14 protein-coding genes and 1 tRNA gene are annotated in these 17,790 nt (G+C 65.4%); 4 read left to right on the top strand and 11 right to left on the bottom strand.

The window, feature by feature from the left end; translation table 11 throughout:
- Window positions 1–42: 42 nt before the first annotated feature.
- Window positions 43–115: transfer RNA gene (locus M3N53_15110), tRNA-Thr, on the bottom strand.
- Window positions 116–414: 299 nt separating this feature from the next.
- Here M3N53_15110 and M3N53_15105 point away from each other — a divergent pair.
- Window positions 415–1,725 carry a HAMP domain-containing histidine kinase gene (locus tag M3N53_15105; protein ID MDP9069651.1) on the top strand — a complete coding sequence of 437 codons (1,311 nt, stop codon included), beginning with the start codon at window positions 415–417 and terminating at the stop codon, window positions 1,723–1,725.
- A gap of 4 nt (window positions 1,726–1,729) precedes the next feature.
- On the opposite strand, the gene holB is transcribed toward M3N53_15105, so the two are convergent.
- The 3 genes from holB to topA form a co-directional block, all read right to left on the bottom strand.
- Entirely contained in the window at window positions 1,730–2,878 is a 1,149-nt protein-coding gene (gene holB, locus M3N53_15100) for a DNA polymerase III subunit delta' (GenBank protein MDP9069650.1), read from the bottom strand.
- A complete protein-coding gene (gene tmk, locus M3N53_15095; GenBank protein MDP9069649.1) occupies window positions 2,875–4,827 on the bottom strand; it encodes a dTMP kinase in 1,953 nt (650 codons plus the stop codon). The genes holB and tmk overlap by 4 nt, the downstream gene beginning before the upstream one ends.
- Before the next feature lie 123 nt (window positions 4,828–4,950).
- Window positions 4,951–7,611 carry a type I DNA topoisomerase gene (gene topA, locus M3N53_15090; GenBank protein ID MDP9069648.1) on the bottom strand — a complete coding sequence of 887 codons (2,661 nt, stop codon included), beginning with the start codon at window positions 7,609–7,611 and terminating at the stop codon, window positions 4,951–4,953.
- A 164-nt stretch (window positions 7,612–7,775) separates the two neighbouring features.
- Here topA and M3N53_15085 point away from each other — a divergent pair, with 164 nt between their 5' ends.
- Window positions 7,776–8,417, top strand: a complete 642-nt coding sequence (locus M3N53_15085; GenBank protein MDP9069647.1) for a DedA family protein — start codon at window positions 7,776–7,778, stop codon at window positions 8,415–8,417.
- Here the strand turns inward: M3N53_15085 and M3N53_15080 are convergent.
- The 3 genes from M3N53_15080 to M3N53_15070 are packed head-to-tail and all read right to left on the bottom strand — an operon-like array spanning window position 8,414 to window position 10,305.
- The gene (locus tag M3N53_15080; protein MDP9069646.1) at window positions 8,414–8,965 is read right to left on the bottom strand and encodes an HDIG domain-containing protein; all 552 of its coding nucleotides are present in this window, start codon (window positions 8,963–8,965) and stop codon (window positions 8,414–8,416) included. The two genes, M3N53_15085 and M3N53_15080, sit on opposite strands and share 4 nt — an antisense overlap.
- Before the next feature lie 3 nt (window positions 8,966–8,968).
- Window positions 8,969–9,646 (bottom strand): TrkA family potassium uptake protein, encoded by a 678-nt coding sequence (locus M3N53_15075; protein ID MDP9069645.1) that lies wholly within the window; start codon window positions 9,644–9,646, stop codon window positions 8,969–8,971.
- A complete protein-coding gene (locus M3N53_15070) occupies window positions 9,643–10,305 on the bottom strand; it encodes a TrkA family potassium uptake protein (protein MDP9069644.1) in 663 nt (220 codons plus the stop codon). Before M3N53_15070 ends, M3N53_15075 begins: the two co-directional genes overlap by 4 nt.
- Window positions 10,306–10,365: 60 nt before the next feature.
- Between M3N53_15070 and M3N53_15065 the strand changes: the two genes are divergently transcribed.
- Together M3N53_15065 and M3N53_15060 are read left to right on the top strand one after the other, a co-directional pair.
- Window positions 10,366–10,743 carry an OB-fold nucleic acid binding domain-containing protein gene (locus tag M3N53_15065; protein MDP9069643.1) on the top strand — a complete coding sequence of 126 codons (378 nt, stop codon included), beginning with the start codon at window positions 10,366–10,368 and terminating at the stop codon, window positions 10,741–10,743.
- A gap of 167 nt (window positions 10,744–10,910) precedes the next feature.
- Entirely contained in the window at window positions 10,911–13,172 is a 2,262-nt protein-coding gene (locus tag M3N53_15060) for an APC family permease (protein MDP9069642.1), read from the top strand.
- Window positions 13,173–13,539: 367 nt separating this feature from the next.
- Here the strand turns inward: M3N53_15060 and M3N53_15055 are convergent, their stop codons facing one another.
- The 4 genes from M3N53_15055 to M3N53_15040 all read right to left on the bottom strand — a co-directional run bounded on the left by M3N53_15055 (window position 13,540) and on the right by M3N53_15040 (window position 17,618).
- Entirely contained in the window at window positions 13,540–16,008 is a 2,469-nt protein-coding gene (locus M3N53_15055; GenBank protein MDP9069641.1) for a sodium-translocating pyrophosphatase, read from the bottom strand.
- Window positions 16,005–16,739: a metal-dependent transcriptional regulator gene (locus M3N53_15050; GenBank protein ID MDP9069640.1), complete on the bottom strand. Its 735-nt coding sequence runs from the start codon at window positions 16,737–16,739 to the stop codon at window positions 16,005–16,007. The genes M3N53_15055 and M3N53_15050 overlap by 4 nt, the downstream gene beginning before the upstream one ends.
- 118 nt (window positions 16,740–16,857) lie before the next feature.
- Window positions 16,858–17,268, bottom strand: a complete 411-nt coding sequence (locus M3N53_15045; protein ID MDP9069639.1) for an ATP-binding protein — start codon at window positions 17,266–17,268, stop codon at window positions 16,858–16,860.
- Window positions 17,269–17,276: 8 nt separating this feature from the next.
- Entirely contained in the window at window positions 17,277–17,618 is a 342-nt protein-coding gene (locus M3N53_15040) for an anti-sigma factor antagonist (protein ID MDP9069638.1), read from the bottom strand.
- Window positions 17,619–17,790 lie beyond the last annotated feature (172 nt).

Raw genomic sequence — 17,790 nt, 5'->3', positions numbered from 1 at the left:
CGTTTCTCATCCCCTCCCACTTCGTCTCTTCGCTGCGCTCAGAGCCGGGGAGGGGAATCGAACCCCTGACCTATTCATTACGAGTGAATCGCTCTGCCGACTGAGCTACCCCGGCGTGGTCCAGCAAGAGACTCTACCGGGCGCCAGGTCTTCGATAGATGCGCGCCCCATGGCCTCTCTAGTTGGGCCGCGTCGCCGTTCAGACGGCCCTTGTGCGATCAGCTCCTCAGAGGAACAGAATCGCCTCGGCTCTGGCCGCTACCCACCTGCCTGAGTGACTGCGAGCAGCAGCGACAACGGTTGCCGCGGGAGCGACGGCGTTTGCTTCGGGACCTGGTCGAGTCTGGAACCCAATGACAACTGCCCCGGCGGACCATTACTCTTTACCCCTGACTCCGACGTAAGAGGTGGCAGATGCTTCTGAAGGAAGCCCTCCCATCCGGATACATCGAACGCGCGTTGGACTCCGTCCGCGGCTTTCTTCCCCGAGGGAACCCTCTTCCTCCGGATGTGTGGACCTCCCGTCATCGCGGCTTCGTGATCTTCCTGTGGGTCCAAGCGATCGGCTTGGTCATCTTCGGCGTTGTCCGCGAATATGGCCTTCTCCACTCGATCGCTGAGGGTGCCATTGTCGCAGTGGCCGCCAGCCTGGCATCGCTGCCAAACACCGGCCGCGTATTTCGATCTGTCGCGGCCACGCTTGGGCTGATGAGCGCGTCCGCGATCCTCGTTCATCTCTCAGGCGGAACCATCGAGGCCCACTTCCACTTCTTCGTGATGGTCAGCTTGATCACGCTTTATCAGGAGTGGACGCCTTTCCTCCTTTCGGTCGGCTACGTCGTGCTCCATCACGGCATCGTCGGCCTGATTGCGCCCGAAACCGTCTTCAACCACCCAGCAGCCGTTCAGAACCCCTTGAAATGGGCTTTGGTGCATGGAGCATTCATCCTTGGCGCCAGCGCCTCCGGCATGCTGATATGGCGACGCAACGAAGACCTGCGAGAACGGGAACAGGTCCAGACTTTGGCCAACCGGTCTCTTAGTACCTTCAACTCGCGCGTCGCCCATGATCTGAAGAATCCGCTCGTGTCGATTCAAGGAGCCGCGTCTGTTGCATTGACGATGCTGGATTCCCGAGACGATCTGCGGCTGCTCCTCGAGCTGATCCACCGTCAGGCGGACCGCGGGCAATCTCTGGTGACCTCTCTTCTCAAGCTCGCGCAAGCGAGCGGCAAGCCGAACCCCGAGCCGGTCTCGACCCGGGTCTTCCTGGATGAGATCGTTGCCGACTTCCCGCATCTCGATGTCGGCATCGGAGAGGTCCCTGACACCATGTTCGTCGACCCGATCGGGTTGCGGCAAGCCATATCCAACCTGTTGGTGAACGCCCACCGCTATGCGTCCAGGGGAGACAGCCCTCCCGAGGTGACGATCCACGGTGATGAAGCGCCCGATGGGTGCCGGCTCATCGTTAGAGACGACGGCCCGGGCATCCCCGACGCGGAAACCCACACCATCTTCGAGCCACTGGTCAGAGGTGGCGGTGCAACGGGTCAGGGTTCCGGCTTGGGTCTTTCCATCGTCGCAGCCGTCGCTGAAGCGCACGGGGGCCGTGCGTGGTACGAGCCAGCTGAAGGCGGAGGGTCAGAATTCTGGTTGTACTTCCCTTCGCCGGTGAGCGAGACGCCCATCAGTCGAAAGAACATCGAGTCCGCAACCGCCTAATGCTCTATCGGCGGGCACCGACCTTCGAGGCCGGCGGGGCTAGTTGAGCGAGGGTCAACATGGTGGTTTCGACAGCGAGCGTGACGTTCGCGTTCTTCGAGAGCGACGCTCTCGCGGTGACACATCGTTCGACTGCTTGGAGCAGGGCGAGATCCGTTAGATCCGATTCGGCCCACCCGCGCAGGTCGTCCATGACGTCGAGGTTCGCCAACGCCTCCCCGCCGAACCGGAGGGCGAGGACGTCTCGGTAGAACGCGCCGAGCGTGTCCAGCGCCTCCGCCAGCACGCTCTCTTCCACGCGTCGGAGCTCTCGCTTGTGCCGCTTCGACAATGCGTTCCTCGCCGCTGCCGTCCCTCGGCCCTCCCCCATAGCCTCCGCGAGGTCCGCGACCTCGGCCTTCTGCTGCGACTCTCTTTCCTTTACGGCCTCACGCGCCTCTGCGACCACCTCTGCCGCGATGTCGAGCGCGTCCACCGGCGACGCGAGACGGCGCGGGATCGACAGCCAGAACGCCCTTCGATCCCACATCGGGTCCGACGACGTCAGCGCCCGGGCGCGGTGGAGGTCGCCTTCGCACACGCGCGCCGCCAGCAGCGCTCGCTCCGGTGGTATCCCTTCGGAGGTTAGAACCCGGGCGATGTGCTCCTCCGCTACCCGATGGAGGTGCACCGCACGGCAGCGGGACCTGATCGTGTCGAGAAGCTCCTCCTCACGCGCGGAGAGAAGGACGAACAGGGTGCCCGGCCCCGGCTCTTCCAACGTCTTCAGCAGAGCGTTCTGGGCGGCGGGGTTCATCCGATCCGCCTCTTCCACGATGAAGACCTTGCTGCGGCCCTCGAACGGCGACCGCGATGCCTCCGAGATGACGCTGTCTCGGATCTGGTCGACCAGGATGAAGGTCCCCTCGGGCGCGATGTGGTGCACGTCGGGGTGGCGGTGACGAAGGATGCGCAAGCAAGTGGAGCAGTCTCCGCACCCGACCCCGGGGGCCACCTCGCAGTTCACCGCCGCCGCGATTGCGGTCGCGGCTGCCGCCTTATCGGAGCCGCTCGGCCCCAGCAGGAGCCAGGCGTGGGCGAGGTCCCGAGCCGAGACCTGCCGCGCCAATCCATCGATCGACGCGTTGGCGCGCAGGGGATCCCAGACGGTCATCGCGGCAGCGGCCCGGGCCGGCCGATCGTGCGGCTGGCATCGCTTAGCGACACAACGCGGCCGAGATTCCGGTCGCTCAATACCTCTAGGACCCGCGCGTGGATCTGCGCTGGAGACCTGTTCGCGTCGAGGACCACGAAGCGCGAGGAGAATCGCTGAGCCAGCTGGAGGTAGCCCCTGGACACCTTCTCGTGGAACTCCTTCTTCTCGCTCTCGATCCGGTCGGGCTCCTGTTCGATCCGTCCGAGCCCCGTCTCGGGGTCGATGTCGAGGTAGAAGACGACGTCGGGCAAGAGGCCTCCTGTCGCCCACTCGCTGATGCGATAGATCTCCTCGATCCCGAGGCCTCGGGCCGCGCCCTGGTATGCGAGAGACGAGTCCACGAACCGGTCGGAGACCACGGTCTTCCCGGCGCGCAGCGCCGGCAGGATCACGTCCTTTACGTGTTGGGCTCGGTCGGCGGCATAGAGGAGCGCCTCCGCGCGAGCGTCCATATCCGCCGCAGACGGATCCAACAGGATGTCTCGGATCCGGTTGCCGATGCTGGTGCCGCCGGGCTCCCGCGTGGTCACGACGCCCTCGCCCCGAGCCTCGAGCCACCGCACGAGCGCCTCCATCTGAGTCGTCTTGCCTGCCCCCTCGCCGCCCTCGAAGACGATGAAGCTGCCTCGCTCGGCAGCGGGCACCAGGGTCGGCTGCGAGGAGCGCTCACCGATCGCCCGCATAGAGACGAGGCCGCCACCGATAGCGACGAGACCCGCGAGCCAGAGCGTCCCTCGGCTTCCCGGCACCGCCACCCCCGCGATCGTGTTGTCGCCGAGCGCGCTCGCGATGAGCGGAAAGATCCCGAGCCCCAACAGCGTCCCGATCCGGATCACCGTGTATGCGGCGCTGAACGTTCGTCCGCGCAGCTCGTCGGTGGTGTTCTCGTGCATCAGCGAATACGCGGTCGAGTACGCGGCTCCCCCGAAGAAACCGAGCGTGCTCGCGAGCGGGATGGCGGTGTCGAGGCTGTTCATGCTGGCGAGCCCGATCAAGCTCGCGCCCGACAGCAGGATCGACGACGAGAACAACACGTCCTTCTGGATGAAGCGGGCAAGGACGCCCACCGCCAGCAGTCCGATGATCATCCCGGTGCCGAGGAAACCCACCAGGAACGCGAAGCCGCGGTCTCCTCCTCCCAGGACGTCTTGGACGAAGCCGATCCCGAGTGAGAACACCGCACCGGCCGCTGTGAACGTGAAGGCGATCCCCAGCATCCAGGGTCGCACTTGCTTGTGCTTGACGACGAACCTCAGCCCCTCGAAGAGGTCGCGACGGATCTGCTTGAGATCCAGGTGGCCGGCGCGGTTCACGGTCGTCGGGATCGTCAGCGTCGCGACCATGACCGCGGAGAACGCGAACGTCAGGGAGTCCATCCACAGCGCGAGAGCTTCGGTGTTCTCCGTCAGCCCCTCGAGCGCGGGAACGGTGCGGCCGAGGAAGACGCCGAATGTCGCGAGTGATGCGTAGACAAGGGAGGCGACCGGCCACGGCGCGTACACGCCGATCAGCGACAGCGAGTTCGCGTGCGTGAGCTCCGACGGCTTCACGAAGTGTGGGAGAGAGGCGTCCTTCGCCGGACCCCACACGAGCGTCAGGCTTTCCAGAGCAACCGATGCGATCAAGAGGTAGAGGAGATTCGGGAAGAACGGGAGCGAGAAGATGATGGCGGCCCGGATGAGGTCGGCCACGACCATGGTCTTCTTGCGGTCCCAGCGGTCGGCGATGACGCCACCGATCGGTCCCATGATGAAGCCCGGCAAGACGCGGGCGGTGAGGACCATTCCGACCGCGGCCGGTCCACGGATCTTGTTGGCGAACACCGCGATGGCGATCACGCCGATCCAATCGCCCAGGCTCGACACGAACTGGGCGAGGAAGAACCGCAGGAAGTTCCCGTTCCTCAAAAGGGACAGGTAAGAGGCATCCTCGCCCTCGTTCGTGAGGATGCGGAGATCGGGGCGATCGTGCGCAGGCTGGATCTGGATCCTCCTAGTCTCGCCTGAGCAACATCCTAGGCGGGACCTGCGTTAACCAGCGGGCTTGTCTGCGGTCGTCTTCTTCGCCGATGTCTTCTTCCGGCTGGTCTTCTTGCGTGTCGTCTTCTTCGCGCGGCCCTTCGGCGGCCCCGCGGCGCGTTTTTCGGCGAGCATCTCTGCGGCCGTCTCGAGCGTGATGGTTTCGGGAGCTTGGCCCTTACGCAGTGAGGCATTCGTTGCCCCATCCGTGACGTAGGGGCCGAAACGGCCCTCCTTCACGAGGATCTCCGCACCGGTCGCGGGATCGGCCCCTAGCTCCTTCAGAGGAGGGGCGGCCGCACGTCCGCGGCCCTTCTTGGGCTGCGCGAACAGCGCGAGCGCCTCGTCGATCGTGACCGAGAACAGCTGCTCTTCCCGCTCCAGCGACCGGCTGTCGGTTCCCTTCCGGAGGTAGGGGCCGTAGCGGCCGTTCAACGCCTCGATCTCCTTCCCGTCCGCAGGGTCGACCCCCACCACGCGCGGCAGACGCAACAGCCGGACGGCGTCTTCCAGAGTGACCGTCGCCGGATCCATGGTGCTGAACAGCGACGACGTTCGCGGCTTCTTCTTCGACCCCTCTTCGATGTCGCCTTGCTGCACGTACGCACCGAAGCGTCCGATCTTGAGAAAGATGGGCTCGCCCGTCTCGGGATGCTGCCCGAGCACACGGTCGTTGCTGGGCGCGGCCAGGAGCTCTTCGGCCCGCTCGACCGTGAGCTCGTCCAGCGGAAGGTCGTCCGGGATCGACACCGTCTCGTCACCGCGCTGGATGTAGGGCCCGTATCTCCCCGCGCGGGCGACGATCTCGCGCCCCGAGTCGTCTCGCCCGATCGAGACAGAGTTCACCTCGCGCGCGTCGATCTGGTCAAGACGTTGGGACACCATCGTGTGGAGCCCCGGGTGACCGTTGCCGAAGTAGAAGCGGCGCAGCCACGGGAGAGCCTCCTCCTCGCCGGCCGCGATCTCGTCCAGGTCCTGTTCCATCGCGGCGGTGAAGTCGTAGTCGACGAACCTGGAGAAGTGCTCCTTCAACAACCGCACGACGGAGAAAGCGGTCAAGGAAGGGACCAGGGCCGGGCCCTTCTTCCACACGTAACCCCTGCTCTGGATCGTCTGGATGATGCTGGCGTAGGTCGAGGGGCGGCCGACGCCCATCTCCTCGAGCTGCTTTACCAAGGAGGCCTCGGTGAAGCGCGCCGGAGGTTTCGTCTCGTGAGCCCGGGGCTGCAGGTCCGACGCCTCGAGCGCCTGACCCTCCTCGAGCGCAGGCAGACGCACGTCTCGGTCCTCGAGGGCCGCGTCGGGATCGTCGCTGCCCTCGACGTACGCCTTCAGGAAGCCGGGGAACGTGATGACCTTTCCGCTCGCTGCGAAGGCGGCGTCACGCCCGTCGGCTGCGGTCGCTTCGAGACGCACCTGCGCGCTCTGGCCGCGCGCGTCCGCCATCTGCGACGCGACGGTTCTCTTCCAGATCAGCTCGTACAGCCGGGCCTCGTCGATAGAGACCTGGCGCGCGACCTCATCGGGCATCCGGAAGGTCTCTCCGGCAGGACGGATCGCCTCGTGTGCCTCTTGCGCGTTCTTCGACTTCTTGGTGTAGCGACGCGGCTGCTCCGGGACGTAGTCGGGGCCATACAGGTTCTTCGCCAGATCTCTCGCGATCGAGATCGCGCCCGCCGACAGCGTGATGCTGTCGGTTCGCATATAGGTGATGAACCCGTTCTCGTACAGGCTCTGCGCGGCCCGCATCGTGCGACTGGCGGTGAAGTTGAGCTTCCGTCCCGCCTCTTGCTGCAGCGTCGAGGTGATGAACGGCGCGTACGGCGACCGCTTGAACGGCTTCTGCTCAACCGAGGTGACGGAGAAGGAAGGTTGTTCGAGGCCGCGCGCCAGCGAGGTGGCGCCATCCGCGTCGAGGACCACGACGTCACCACGCACGAGTTGGCCCTGCGCGTCGAAGTCCTTGCCCGTCGCGACGCGGGTTCCGTCGATCGCGACTAGCGTCGCTGCGAAGGCCTCGTCGGGGGAGGCTGCCGGAGTGAACCGTCCTTCTACATCCCAGTACGACGCGGCGCGGAACCGCATCCGCGCCTCTTCGCGTTCCACGATCATGCGCGTCGCGACACTCTGCACGCGACCCGCCGACAAGCCGGGCATGACCTTCTTCCACAGGACCGGCGAGACCTCGAAGCCGAACAGCCGGTCGAGGATCCGGCGGCCCTCCTGCGCGTCGACGAGGCGCCGGTCTAGGTCGCGCGGGTTCTCCACCGCCTCCCGGATCGCCTGAGCCGTGATCTCGTGGAAGACCATCCGCTTCACCGGGACCTGCGGCGACAGCACCTCGAGCAGGTGCCACGCGATCGACTCGCCCTCGCGATCCTCATCCGTGGCCAGGAACAGGTTCTCGGCTTGCTTCAGGAGCTGCTTCAGCTTCGTCACCTGCGCCTTCTTCTTGCGCGGGACCACGTAGAGCGGCTTGAAGTCGTTCTCGACGTCGACGCCGAGCTTCTTCGCCCACGACTCGTTCTTATAGGCGGCAGGTATCTCGGACGCGTTCTCCGGGAGGTCGCGCACGTGGCCGATCGAGGACTCCACGAGGAAGTCCTTCCCGAGGATCTTGCCGATCGTTTTCGCCTTCGCCGGTGACTCGACGATGACCAGGTTCTTCGCCACGGAGCTCCTTCTGCATGGGGGGCGGCTCTCTCCCGGACCCGCTCTGACGGCGGCCCTGCGGAGGCCTCTATCGCATTGATATCAGTCGCTGTCAACAACGACGCCGCGCCGGGGGAGCTTCCCGGAGCTTGTTTCGGCCGCGCCCGCGACTACCATCCCAGCCGATGGAAGCCCTGGTAGAGCCCTTGATCCAGCTGATGGAGGGGTGGGTCGAGGACTACGGATACCTCGCGATATTCGTCCTCATGCTCCTCGAATCCGCGCTGATCCCGTTCCCCAGCGAGGTCACGATGCTGGCCGGCGGCTTCTACGCCGCGGAGGGGTCGCTGGATCTTTTCTGGGTCGGGGTCGCGGGGGTCGCGGGGAACATGGTCGGGTCCTGGGTCGCCTACGCCATCGGGCGCAAGACCGGCCGCGCCGTGCTCGATCGTTACGGGCGGTACGTCTTGATCCGAAGCCACGATGTCGACCGGGCGGAGGTCTGGTGGGACCGCCACGGCGAGGCGGCGACGTTCTTCAGCCGGTTGCTGCCGGTGATCCGGACCTTCATCTCGCTCCCCGCTGGGATCGCGAAGATGCCCATCGGCAAGTTCAGCGTGTACACGTTCCTCGGGGTCGTGCCATGGACGTTCGGGCTCGCATACCTGGGTGTGGTCGTGGGTGAGAACTGGGAGCGGGTCCTCGATTACTTCGATCTGCCGACGCTGCTGATCGGACTCGCTCTCGTGCTGACCGCTGGGATCTGGTACCTCAGGCGCCGCAAGCAGGCCCAGGCGGCCGCTGCGGCCGCGCCCGACGCGGACTAGGCGAGGTCGATCTCGGCGGCGACCTCTTGCAGGCCGCCGATGGATATCGCGATGAACTCGTCCATCGGGATGCCGATCTTGTCTTCGACCTCCCTGATCTCCTCGCGCTCGACCCCGGGGGCAAACGACTTCTCTTTCAGTTTCTTCTTCACCGAAGACACCTTCATCCCCGCGGCCTTCTCCGGTCGCACCAGCGCGCTCGCCACCAGCAGACCCGCCACCGCGTCGGCGTGCACGATCGCTTGCGACATCAGGTCGGTGCGGAATCGTTCCTCTTTGTGGGCGACTATGGCGTTCAGGACGCCCTCGTCCGAATAGCCCTCTGAGCGCAGCCACTCCACCGTGAGCTCGGTGTGGCGCTCGAAGTCGTCGGCGGTCTTGTCGTAGTCGAGGTCGTGGAACAATCCCGCGTATCCCCACCTCTGTTCGTCCTCACCGAAGTGCCGGGCGAGAGCGCGCATCACGCCCTCGACCGAGATCAGGTGTCGGTAGGTGATCTCCTTGTCGGTGTACTTCCGGGCGATCTCGAGCGCGTGACTTCTGTCCACGCGCTAGTCGCCGGTGAGCTCGCGCTTCAGGTCGCTCTCTGCCTCGGGTGCAGCCAGCGCCATCACCTCGTCGCCGGGATGAAGCGGCGTCTCCTTCGTCGGCGCGATCACGTGCCGATCCCGAACGACGGCCACGAGCGTGCAATCGGGCGGCATCTTCAGGTCGCCCACGGTCTTGCCCTCTGCAGGCGACCCCTCCGCCAGCGTCACCTCTAGTAGCGACACCTTTCCCTTCTCGAGGTGCAGGAGCCGGACGAGGTCGCCGACCGACACAGCCTCCTCGACCAGAGACGTCAAGAGGTGCGGCGTGCTGACCGCGACGTCCACACCCCAGGTCTCGGTGAACAGCCACTCGTTGTCGGGGTGATTGACCCTAGCGATGACCCGGGGGACCGTGAACTCCTGCTTCGCCAACAGCGCGATCACGAGGTTGTCCTCGTCATCGCCGGTGGCGGCGACCATGACCTCGCACGAGGTGAGGACCGCCGAGTCCAGCGTGTGGACCTCGCAGGCGTCGCCGCGGACCCAGCTGACATCCAGCTCGCCGCGAAGCGACTCGATGAGGTCCTCGTTCTGCTCGATCAGCACGACGTCGTGACCTTTCGCTCGCAGGTCTTTGGCCACGTAGCTCCCGACGTTTCCAGCTCCCGCGATCGCGATCCGGATGGCTTTCTGCTTCATTCGGGCTGCCCGACCTTCTTGATCTCGCCATCCATATCGGTCAGGTGCCCGCGCGCCGCGGATACGTACAGGATGTCGCCGTCTTGGATCGTGAAGTTCTTGTCCGGGATGCGCGGAACGCCGAAGCGGCTGACGGCGACCACACGCCTGAGACCTGCGTGGTCAACCTCCAGAGCCTTCCTTCCCACGATCTCGCCCGGCGCGGCGAGCGCGGTCACTACGACCTCGCCGTTGTCGACTGTGTACTCGACCGGAACCTCGTCAGGGATCAACGACCTGAGGATCTGGTCCGTCGTCCACCTGACGGTGGCCACCGTCTGGATCCCGAGACGTTGGTAGATCTGCGCCCGGCGCGGGTCGTAGATCCTCGCGACCACGTGGGGGACCCGGTAGTGGTCCTTCGCCACCCGTGCCGCGAGGATGTTCGAGTTGTCGCCGCTCGTGACCGAAGCGAACGCAGCTGCTTCCTCGATCCCTGCTTCGGACAGCACCTCTCTATCGAACGCGAACCCGACGACCTTGTTGCCCGAGAAGTCGGCCTTCAACCGCTCGAACGCTTTCCGGTTCTTGTCGATGATCGAGATGGTGTGGCCGAGTCGCTGAAGGTTCGTCGCCAGCTCGGAGCCGACCCGGCCGCAGCCGGCGATGATGACGTGCACGCGTTTCGTTCCTCCTATGGCGAGCGTCGGCGCCGGGCGATACTGCCATACTTGCCCCTCGTGACATTCTTCAAGGACTTGCTCGAAAAGCTGGCTCGTCCGGCGCAAGAGATACGAGCGGAACACCTGCGGGAGTGGGCGGCGTCGGTGCCGGGAACGGTCCCGATCGCAGACGCCCAATGCCGGTGTCGCTGCAAGATCGCAGGCGTCATCCAGAACGTTCGCATAGACCCGCGCGAGGGCAGCGGGTCTATCGAGGCAACCATCGACGACGGGAGCGGAAGGCTCGTCGTGAAGTGGCTGGGGCGCCACAAGCTGTCGGGTATCGGTCTAGGGAACGGACTGATCCTCGAAGGCACGGTGGGTGAAGGTCGCGGACGCCAGCTCCAGATCTTGAACCCGGAGTACCAGCTGATCGCTGCGCCGGAGCACGGTTAACCCAGTGCCTCCGGTGGTGGCGTTGGCGATGCTGTGTCGAGTGAAAGGCAAGTCCTCGCAAGGCCGCAGGGAGGCTGAATAGTGGAGCTATTCGGCCGACCGAGAACGCCGCGAGGCGCCGCGTTTCGCCGACACAGCGCGGCGAATGTTGCCGCCGGAGGCACATAGTGGCGAAGACCTCAGCGGCTCTTAAGCGCGTCGTCCTAGGTCGTCCTATGTCGTCGGGCGAGCTGGGGCACACGCTGCTGCCGAAGTCGATCGCGTTGCCGGTCTTCTCGTCGGACCCGCTTTCATCGAACGCGTACGCCACGCAAGAGGCGATGATCGTTCTGTCGCTGGCGGGCGCAGCGGGATTGGCGATGATCGTCCCGGTATCCATCGCGGTCGCGGCTCTTCTCTTCATCGTGGTCACCTCGTACCGCGAGACGGTGAAGGCGTACCCGACCGGTGGCGGGGCGTACCGGGTGGCGCACGAGAACCTGGGGATGTACCCGGGCCTGCTCGCGGCCTCGGCTCTGTTGATCGACTACGTACTCACCGTCTCCGTCTCGATCACCGCAGGGGTCGAGGCCATGGTCTCCGCGTCCGAGGCGCTGGGCGCGCACAAGATCGGGATCGCGTTCGCCTTCATCGGGTTCGTGACGTTGATGAACCTCCGTGGCGTCAAGGAATCGGGGACGTTGTTCGCGATCCCGACCTACGGCTTCGTGCTCGCGATCTACCTGATGATCGTCACGGGCTTCGTGCGGTGTCTCGGGGAATGTCCGCAGGCGGAGAGCGCAGGGCGCGTCGCGGATCTCCACGTGGAGACCGCGATCACATTCGTGCTCCTGATCCGTGCTTTCGCCGCGGGAACCACCGCGCTGACCGGCGTCGAGGCCATCGCGGACGGCGTCCCCGCGTTCCGCTATCCCCAATCCCGGAACGCCGCGACGACGCTCCTCATCATGGCCGGCCTGTCGACGTCGATGTTCCTGGGGATCTCGTGGCTCGCCGACGGAACCAATGTGGTGTTCACCGAAGAGCCGGCCGGACAACGCACGGTGGTCGCGCAGATCGCCGCGGCGGTCTTCGAGGGGGGGCCGATGTTCTACGTGGTCCAGATCATGTCGACCGCGATCTTGATCCTCGCCGCGAACACCGCCTACCAAGACTTCCCCAGGCTGTCATCGATCCTGGCCAAGGACCGCTACATGCCTCGGCAGTTCATGAACCGCGGCGACCGCCTCGTCTTCTCCAACGGCGTCATCATCCTGGCGTTGCTCTCGGGGCTATTGATCTACATCTTCGACGCCAACCTCACGCAGCTCATCCAGCTCTACCTCGTCGGCGTCTTCATCTCCTTCACCCTCTCGCAGACGGGCATGGTGGTGCGCGGGCGGAGACTGCGGCCACCAGGATGGAAGCGCAGCGCTTTGATCAGCGGCTTCGGCGGGACCGTCACCGGGATCGTTCTGTTCGTGATCGCCTACTCCAAGTTCGCCAAGGGCGCGTGGATCGTGATCGCGGCGATCCCGGTGGTCATGTTCGCGATGCGGTCGGTGTACATGCATTACAAGGACGTCGCGACCCAGCTCGGCCATCCGGAACGACGACCGGCCGACCGCCGCCCGGGGCACGCGCACTTCGTCATCCTCGTGAACCGCGTCGACTCGGCAACCGCGCGAGCCGTGGGCTACGCGCAATCGACGCGCGCCGCGGACATATCCGCGGTCACGTTCGACAGCTCCAACCACGGCTCATGGCGGCGGCTGGCGCCCGACATCCCTCTGCAGACCTTGACCGGCAGCAAGAGAGACGCCCTTCTGACCTATCTACGCCAGAAGAGGAAGGACCTCGGGCCGGACGACTTCCTAACCGTGATGACGCCCGAGATCCTGCGGTCGCGCGGGCTGTTCGAGATCGTGAGGCGGCCCGGCCTCCACAGGCTCAAGGCGGTTCTGGTGAGAGAGCCCGACGTCCAGGTCTTGGACATCCCGATCCTGAGTGAGGACATCGACCCCGCCGTGGATCAGGCGCACGAGCCTGGGCGCAACCACGTCATCGTGCTGATCTCCGGAGTCCACAACGCGATGTTGCAGGCGATCGAGTACGCCGAGACCCTGCGACCTACCGACATCCGCGCGGTCTCGTTCGGGCTCGATCCAGAAGAGACCGAGAAGCTGGGAGACCAGTGGCTGGAGGCGCGCGTCCCGCACCCATTGGAGATCGAGGAGTCTCCTTTCCGCGACCTCGGCATCTCCCTGGAGAGGTACCTCGACCGGTTCAACCCCGACGGCATCAACAAGGTCGTGACGATCGTGATCCCCGAGTTCATCGTGCGCAAGAAGCGCCACCAGATCCTGCACGGCCAAACCGCGCTGATCGTGAAGCGGCGCATGCTCTTCGAGAGCGGCGTCGTTGTCGTGTCGGTCCCCTACCACCTGTAACCCATCGGCGGAGGCTCCGCCCCGCTCCGGCGGCGGCGGCACGGGCATCGCGGGACACGGTCGGCAGGCGCCTGAACGGCGCCAGCCCTCCCTCGAATCGGGCCACGTCGCGCCGATGTTGTCCGGCTATCGAGCGACGTGGCCCTCCACGGTCCGCTCAGACCCGCACACGCCGCCGCCTCCGCTCGTCTCGAAGGTCGCGCCCCGGCGGGCTGATCTCTATGGGGAGAGGATCGGGTCGGGTTCCGGAGGGCGCATGTGCCTTTCGCGCCCGGAGCGTCCCGGCCCGGTCCTCCACCTAGGTCTGCACGACGCGAGAGAGGCCCCCGGTTTCCCGGAGGCCTCTTTGTTGCGTTGCCTGCTGGAGCTATCTGCTGATCGGCAGTTTCTCGATGTGACCCCGCACCTCTCGGAGGCGCGTCTTCAGCTCGCCCTCCTCCTCGCTGAGGTCGAACATCCACCGATCCAGGGCCGCTTGCAGAGCGGCCTTCTGGTCGGTCATCACGGCTTCGCCGGAGATACCAACCGGCACACCCTCGTCCATCGCCTGGCCCTTGCGCTTCGAGAACATGATCGCCCCGATCAGGATCACGAGTGCGAGACCGGCGATCGAGAAGCGCGCGACGTCGTTGTCCTGCAGGTTGATCACTGCAGGGAGGATCAACAACGAGACCAGGTTCATCACCTTGATCAGCGGGTTCAACGCCGGACCCGCGGTGTCCTTGAACGGATCGCCCACCGTGTCGCCGATGACGGCGGCCTTGTGAGCCTCGGAGCCCTTCCCCCCCTCGTGACCATCCTCGATGTGCTTCTTCGCGTTGTCCCAAGCGCCGCCGGAGTTGCTCAAGAAGTTGGCCATGAGCTGCCCGGTCAAGATCACGCCGGCGAGGAACGCCCCGAGGGCGAAGTAGTTGATGCCGAATCCGACGATGACCGGCGTAAGAACCGCAAGCAAGGCCGGGGTTGCAAGCTCCCGTAGCGAAGCCGCTGTGCAGATGTCGATGACCGGCCCATACTCAGGCTTCTCTGTTCCCTCCATGATGCCGGGCTTCTCACGGAATTGCCGGCGCACTTCCTGCACCACAACGGCAGCGGTACGTCCAACTGCGCGGATCGCGAGTGCGCTGAAGAGGAACGCGACCGATCCGCCGATCAGCAGCCCGATGAAGGTCTTGGGGTCGGCCACATTGATCTGAGTGGCAACGTTGCGGAACAGCTCCGACCCCTCGAGCCCGAGAGCAAGCTCGTTCCCGATCGTCTCGATGTAAGAGGCGAACAAGGCGACCGCCGCGATCACGGCCGAGCCGATAGCAAAACCCTTGGTGACGGCCTTCGTCGTGTTGCCGACGGCGTCCAGGCTGACCATGATGCGCTCGGGTTCGCCTGAGAACTCGCCGGACATCTCGGCGATACCGGCAGCGTTGTCCGATACCGGACCGAAGGTGTCTTCCGACACGACGACGCCCGTGGTCGCCAGCATCCCCATACCAGTCAATGCGACGAGGTAGAGCGAGAACTGGATGTTGCCGCCCCCGAGAGCGATCGCGACACCGAGTGCCGCTGCGATCGCGATGATGGCGTAGACGGTCGACTCCAGACCGGACGAGATCCCGGACAAGATCGTGGTGGCAGGTCCCGTGCGGGCGGCCTCCGAGATGTCGCGTACGGGAGCCGTCTCCGTCGAGGTGAAGTACTCCGTCAGCCGGCTGACTATCTGTGCCAGCACCAAGCCGCTCACGACGGCCGCGAAGACCTTGAATCCCTCGTGACCGCCGCCCGGCGACTTGTCACCGACATAGGTGAACGCCACCAAGCCCGTTCCGACGATCGTCAGAACCCCGGCGGTAAGGAAACCGCGGTTGATGGGAGCCATCGCGCTCTTGTCCTTGTCGGTGGCCCGCACCGCGTACACGCCGACGATCGAGGCGAGAACACCGACGGCACGGGCGATGACGGGGAAGATCAGACCGAGCGCGGGGTTCGCGCCGATGGACTGGAACGCGGCCACTCCGAGGATGATCGAAGCGACCAGGGTCACCTCATAACTCTCGAAGAGGTCGGCGGCCATACCGGCGCAGTCACCGACGTTGTCACCGACGTTGTCGGCGATCGTCGCTGGGTTACGAGGGTCGTCCTCGGGGATGCCCGCCTCAACCTTGCCGACGAGGTCGGCTCCCACGTCGGCGGCCTTCGTGAAGATGCCTCCGCCGACTCGGAGGAAAAGCGCGAGCAGTGATCCGCCGAAGCCGAATCCGACCAGGATCGCCGAAGAGGTGTTCTGGAAGATCAAGATGATCAAGGTCGCGCCGAGGAGGCCGAGACCGACGGTGAACATCCCCGCCACACCGCCGGTGCGGAACGCCACCTTCAGGGCTGCTGGGAGAGAGCCGGAGCGCGCCGCGGCGGCGGTCCGGACGTTCCCTCGCACCGCGAGGCCCATGCCGATGAATCCGGTCAGGCCCGACATCACACAACCGGCGAGGAATGCGAGCGTCCTGAAGATTCCGGACTCGGCGAAGCTGAGCGCCACCGACTCGTCCGGCTTCAGCACCTCGGTCGAGGTGAAGAAAACGATGGCGACGAGTGGGATCAGGATGAGAGCGATCGTCTTGAACTGACGATTCAGGTAGGCCATGGCGCCTTCCTGGATCGCGGCGGCGATCTCCTGCATCTTGGGCGTGCCCTGGTCCGAAGCCAGCACCCCCTTCATCAGCGCGAAGCCGACGAAGATGGCGAGAAGCGCGGAGGCGACCGAGAAGAACAGCCAGAACATCTCGGCGCTACCGAGGTGGAACTCCTGATACCCCCCCTCCGCGGCTAGTAGGACGTGGTTCATACCGCTTGCTCCTTTCTTTCCTCACGTCCCGCTGTCTCTGCAACGGGACTCTCTTTCGACGTCTCTTTCTTGACGTAGATCTGGCTGGCGACCTTCTCCGACACCGTGCGGTCCTCCCCCGCGACCTGCAGGACGAGCGGGCCGTCGAAGGGATGCTTCTCTCGCACCTCGACCTTCACCCCCGGTCGCAGCCCGAGCGTGTCCAGGAAGGCGACGACGGCGGGATCCGTCGATCCCGGTACGGCGACCTCCGCGACGTCGCCCGGCTCGAGCGCGTACAGCGGCGGCATCTCGGGGATGTCCACCCCGTCCGCGGCCGGGATCGGGAAGCCGTGGGGACAGCTGGCGGGACGGTCGAGCGCCAGGAAAAGCCGGTCCTCGACCTCTTGAGGCAGCTCGTGCTCGAACGAACCTGCCAACCTGTCGGCCTCGTTCCACGCGTATCCCAGCATGTCGGCCAGGAACCGCTCGACGATGCGGTGTCGCCGGATGGCGGCGACCGCGGCTCGCCGCCCCGTCTGCGTGAGCTCGACCCCGCGGTAGGGCTGGTGCTCGACCAGGTCGCGCTCGGCCAGCTTCTTCACCGCGGCCGTCGCGGTGCCCGGCGAGACACCCAGCGAGTCCGCCAGCGCGCCCGTGTGCGCGGCCGGAACCGGGGGTCGGGCGCCTTTGGTCAGGCGATAGATCGCCTTCAGCATCTCGCGGTCGGGTCGCGTAAGGGTTCGTTCCATGATTTTTGAGGAAGCGAATCTAGCTTTCGCTACCCCAAAACGTCAAATCGCACTTTTGCTCGTGATTCGTCCCGTTTTCCGGGAGGTTTCCCGCCAAAACCGGGGCGGCGGGTCGGGCTTAGATGGCGCGGGAGAAGCTGAGGCGGGTGGTGGTGCCGCCGCCGCTGCGGCCGTCGATCGACAGCTCGTCCACCAGCTCCTGGATCAGCGCCACGGACATCATCAAGCGGGACGAGAACCCTTGGCTGTCGAGCGCGTTCCCCTCGCCGGCCCCAGAAGACGCGCCCCGATCGCCTACCTCAACCACGATCCGGTCCGGCTCCTCGCTCCAACCCACCGAGATCCGCTCCGCGGAGCCCGCAGACTCGTTCGCCAGGACCGCGTTGGTGCACGCCTCCGACACCGCGATGCGCACCTCGTCCACCCGCTCTTCGTCGAAACCCGCAGCGCGGGCGAGCGACGCGATCGCGAGCCGGACGATCCCCACGTAGGCGGTTCCCGGCGGTATGGCGATCTCGACGGGGTGCATCCGGACGCTCAGGCGGCGCCGGCTGCGGCTTCGTCCACCGAGGAGTGGATCGGGAACACCTTCGTCAGACCCGTGATCTTGAAGATCTTGAGGATCTTGTCCTGCGTGCAGACGAGCGACAGGCTGCCCTCGTGCGCCTTCACCCGCTTCAGTGCCCCGACCAGCACCCCGAGGCCCGTTGAGTCGAGGAAGTCGACGCCCTCGAGGTTCACGACCACGTCGTACGAGCCTTCCGACACGAGCTCGATCAGCTTCTCGCGCAGCTTCGGGGCGGTGTAGACGTCGATCTCGCCCTTGACGTCGATCACGGAATGCGAACCGACCTTCCGAACATCCAGACCAAGCTCCATGCGGAGTCCTTCCTCTTAGATGAGATCAGGTAGTGAGGGGGCCGAATCCTAAACCGCCTCCCTCGGCCGCTGAAGAGAGATGCGGAAGGCGTCCGGCGCGATCGTGCATATCCGGTGCGACCCAAGCATCGTTGGCTAGCCTCGGAGCGTCGGTACTAGGCAAAGGAGGTGA

Source organism: Actinomycetota bacterium (assembly GCA_030776625.1).
In the GTDB taxonomy this organism is placed as follows: Bacteria; Actinomycetota; CADDZG01; order CADDZG01; family WHSQ01; genus MB1-2.
The sequence above is the reverse complement of the archived record's forward strand: the minus strand, read 5'-3'. Positions and strand labels throughout refer to the sequence as shown.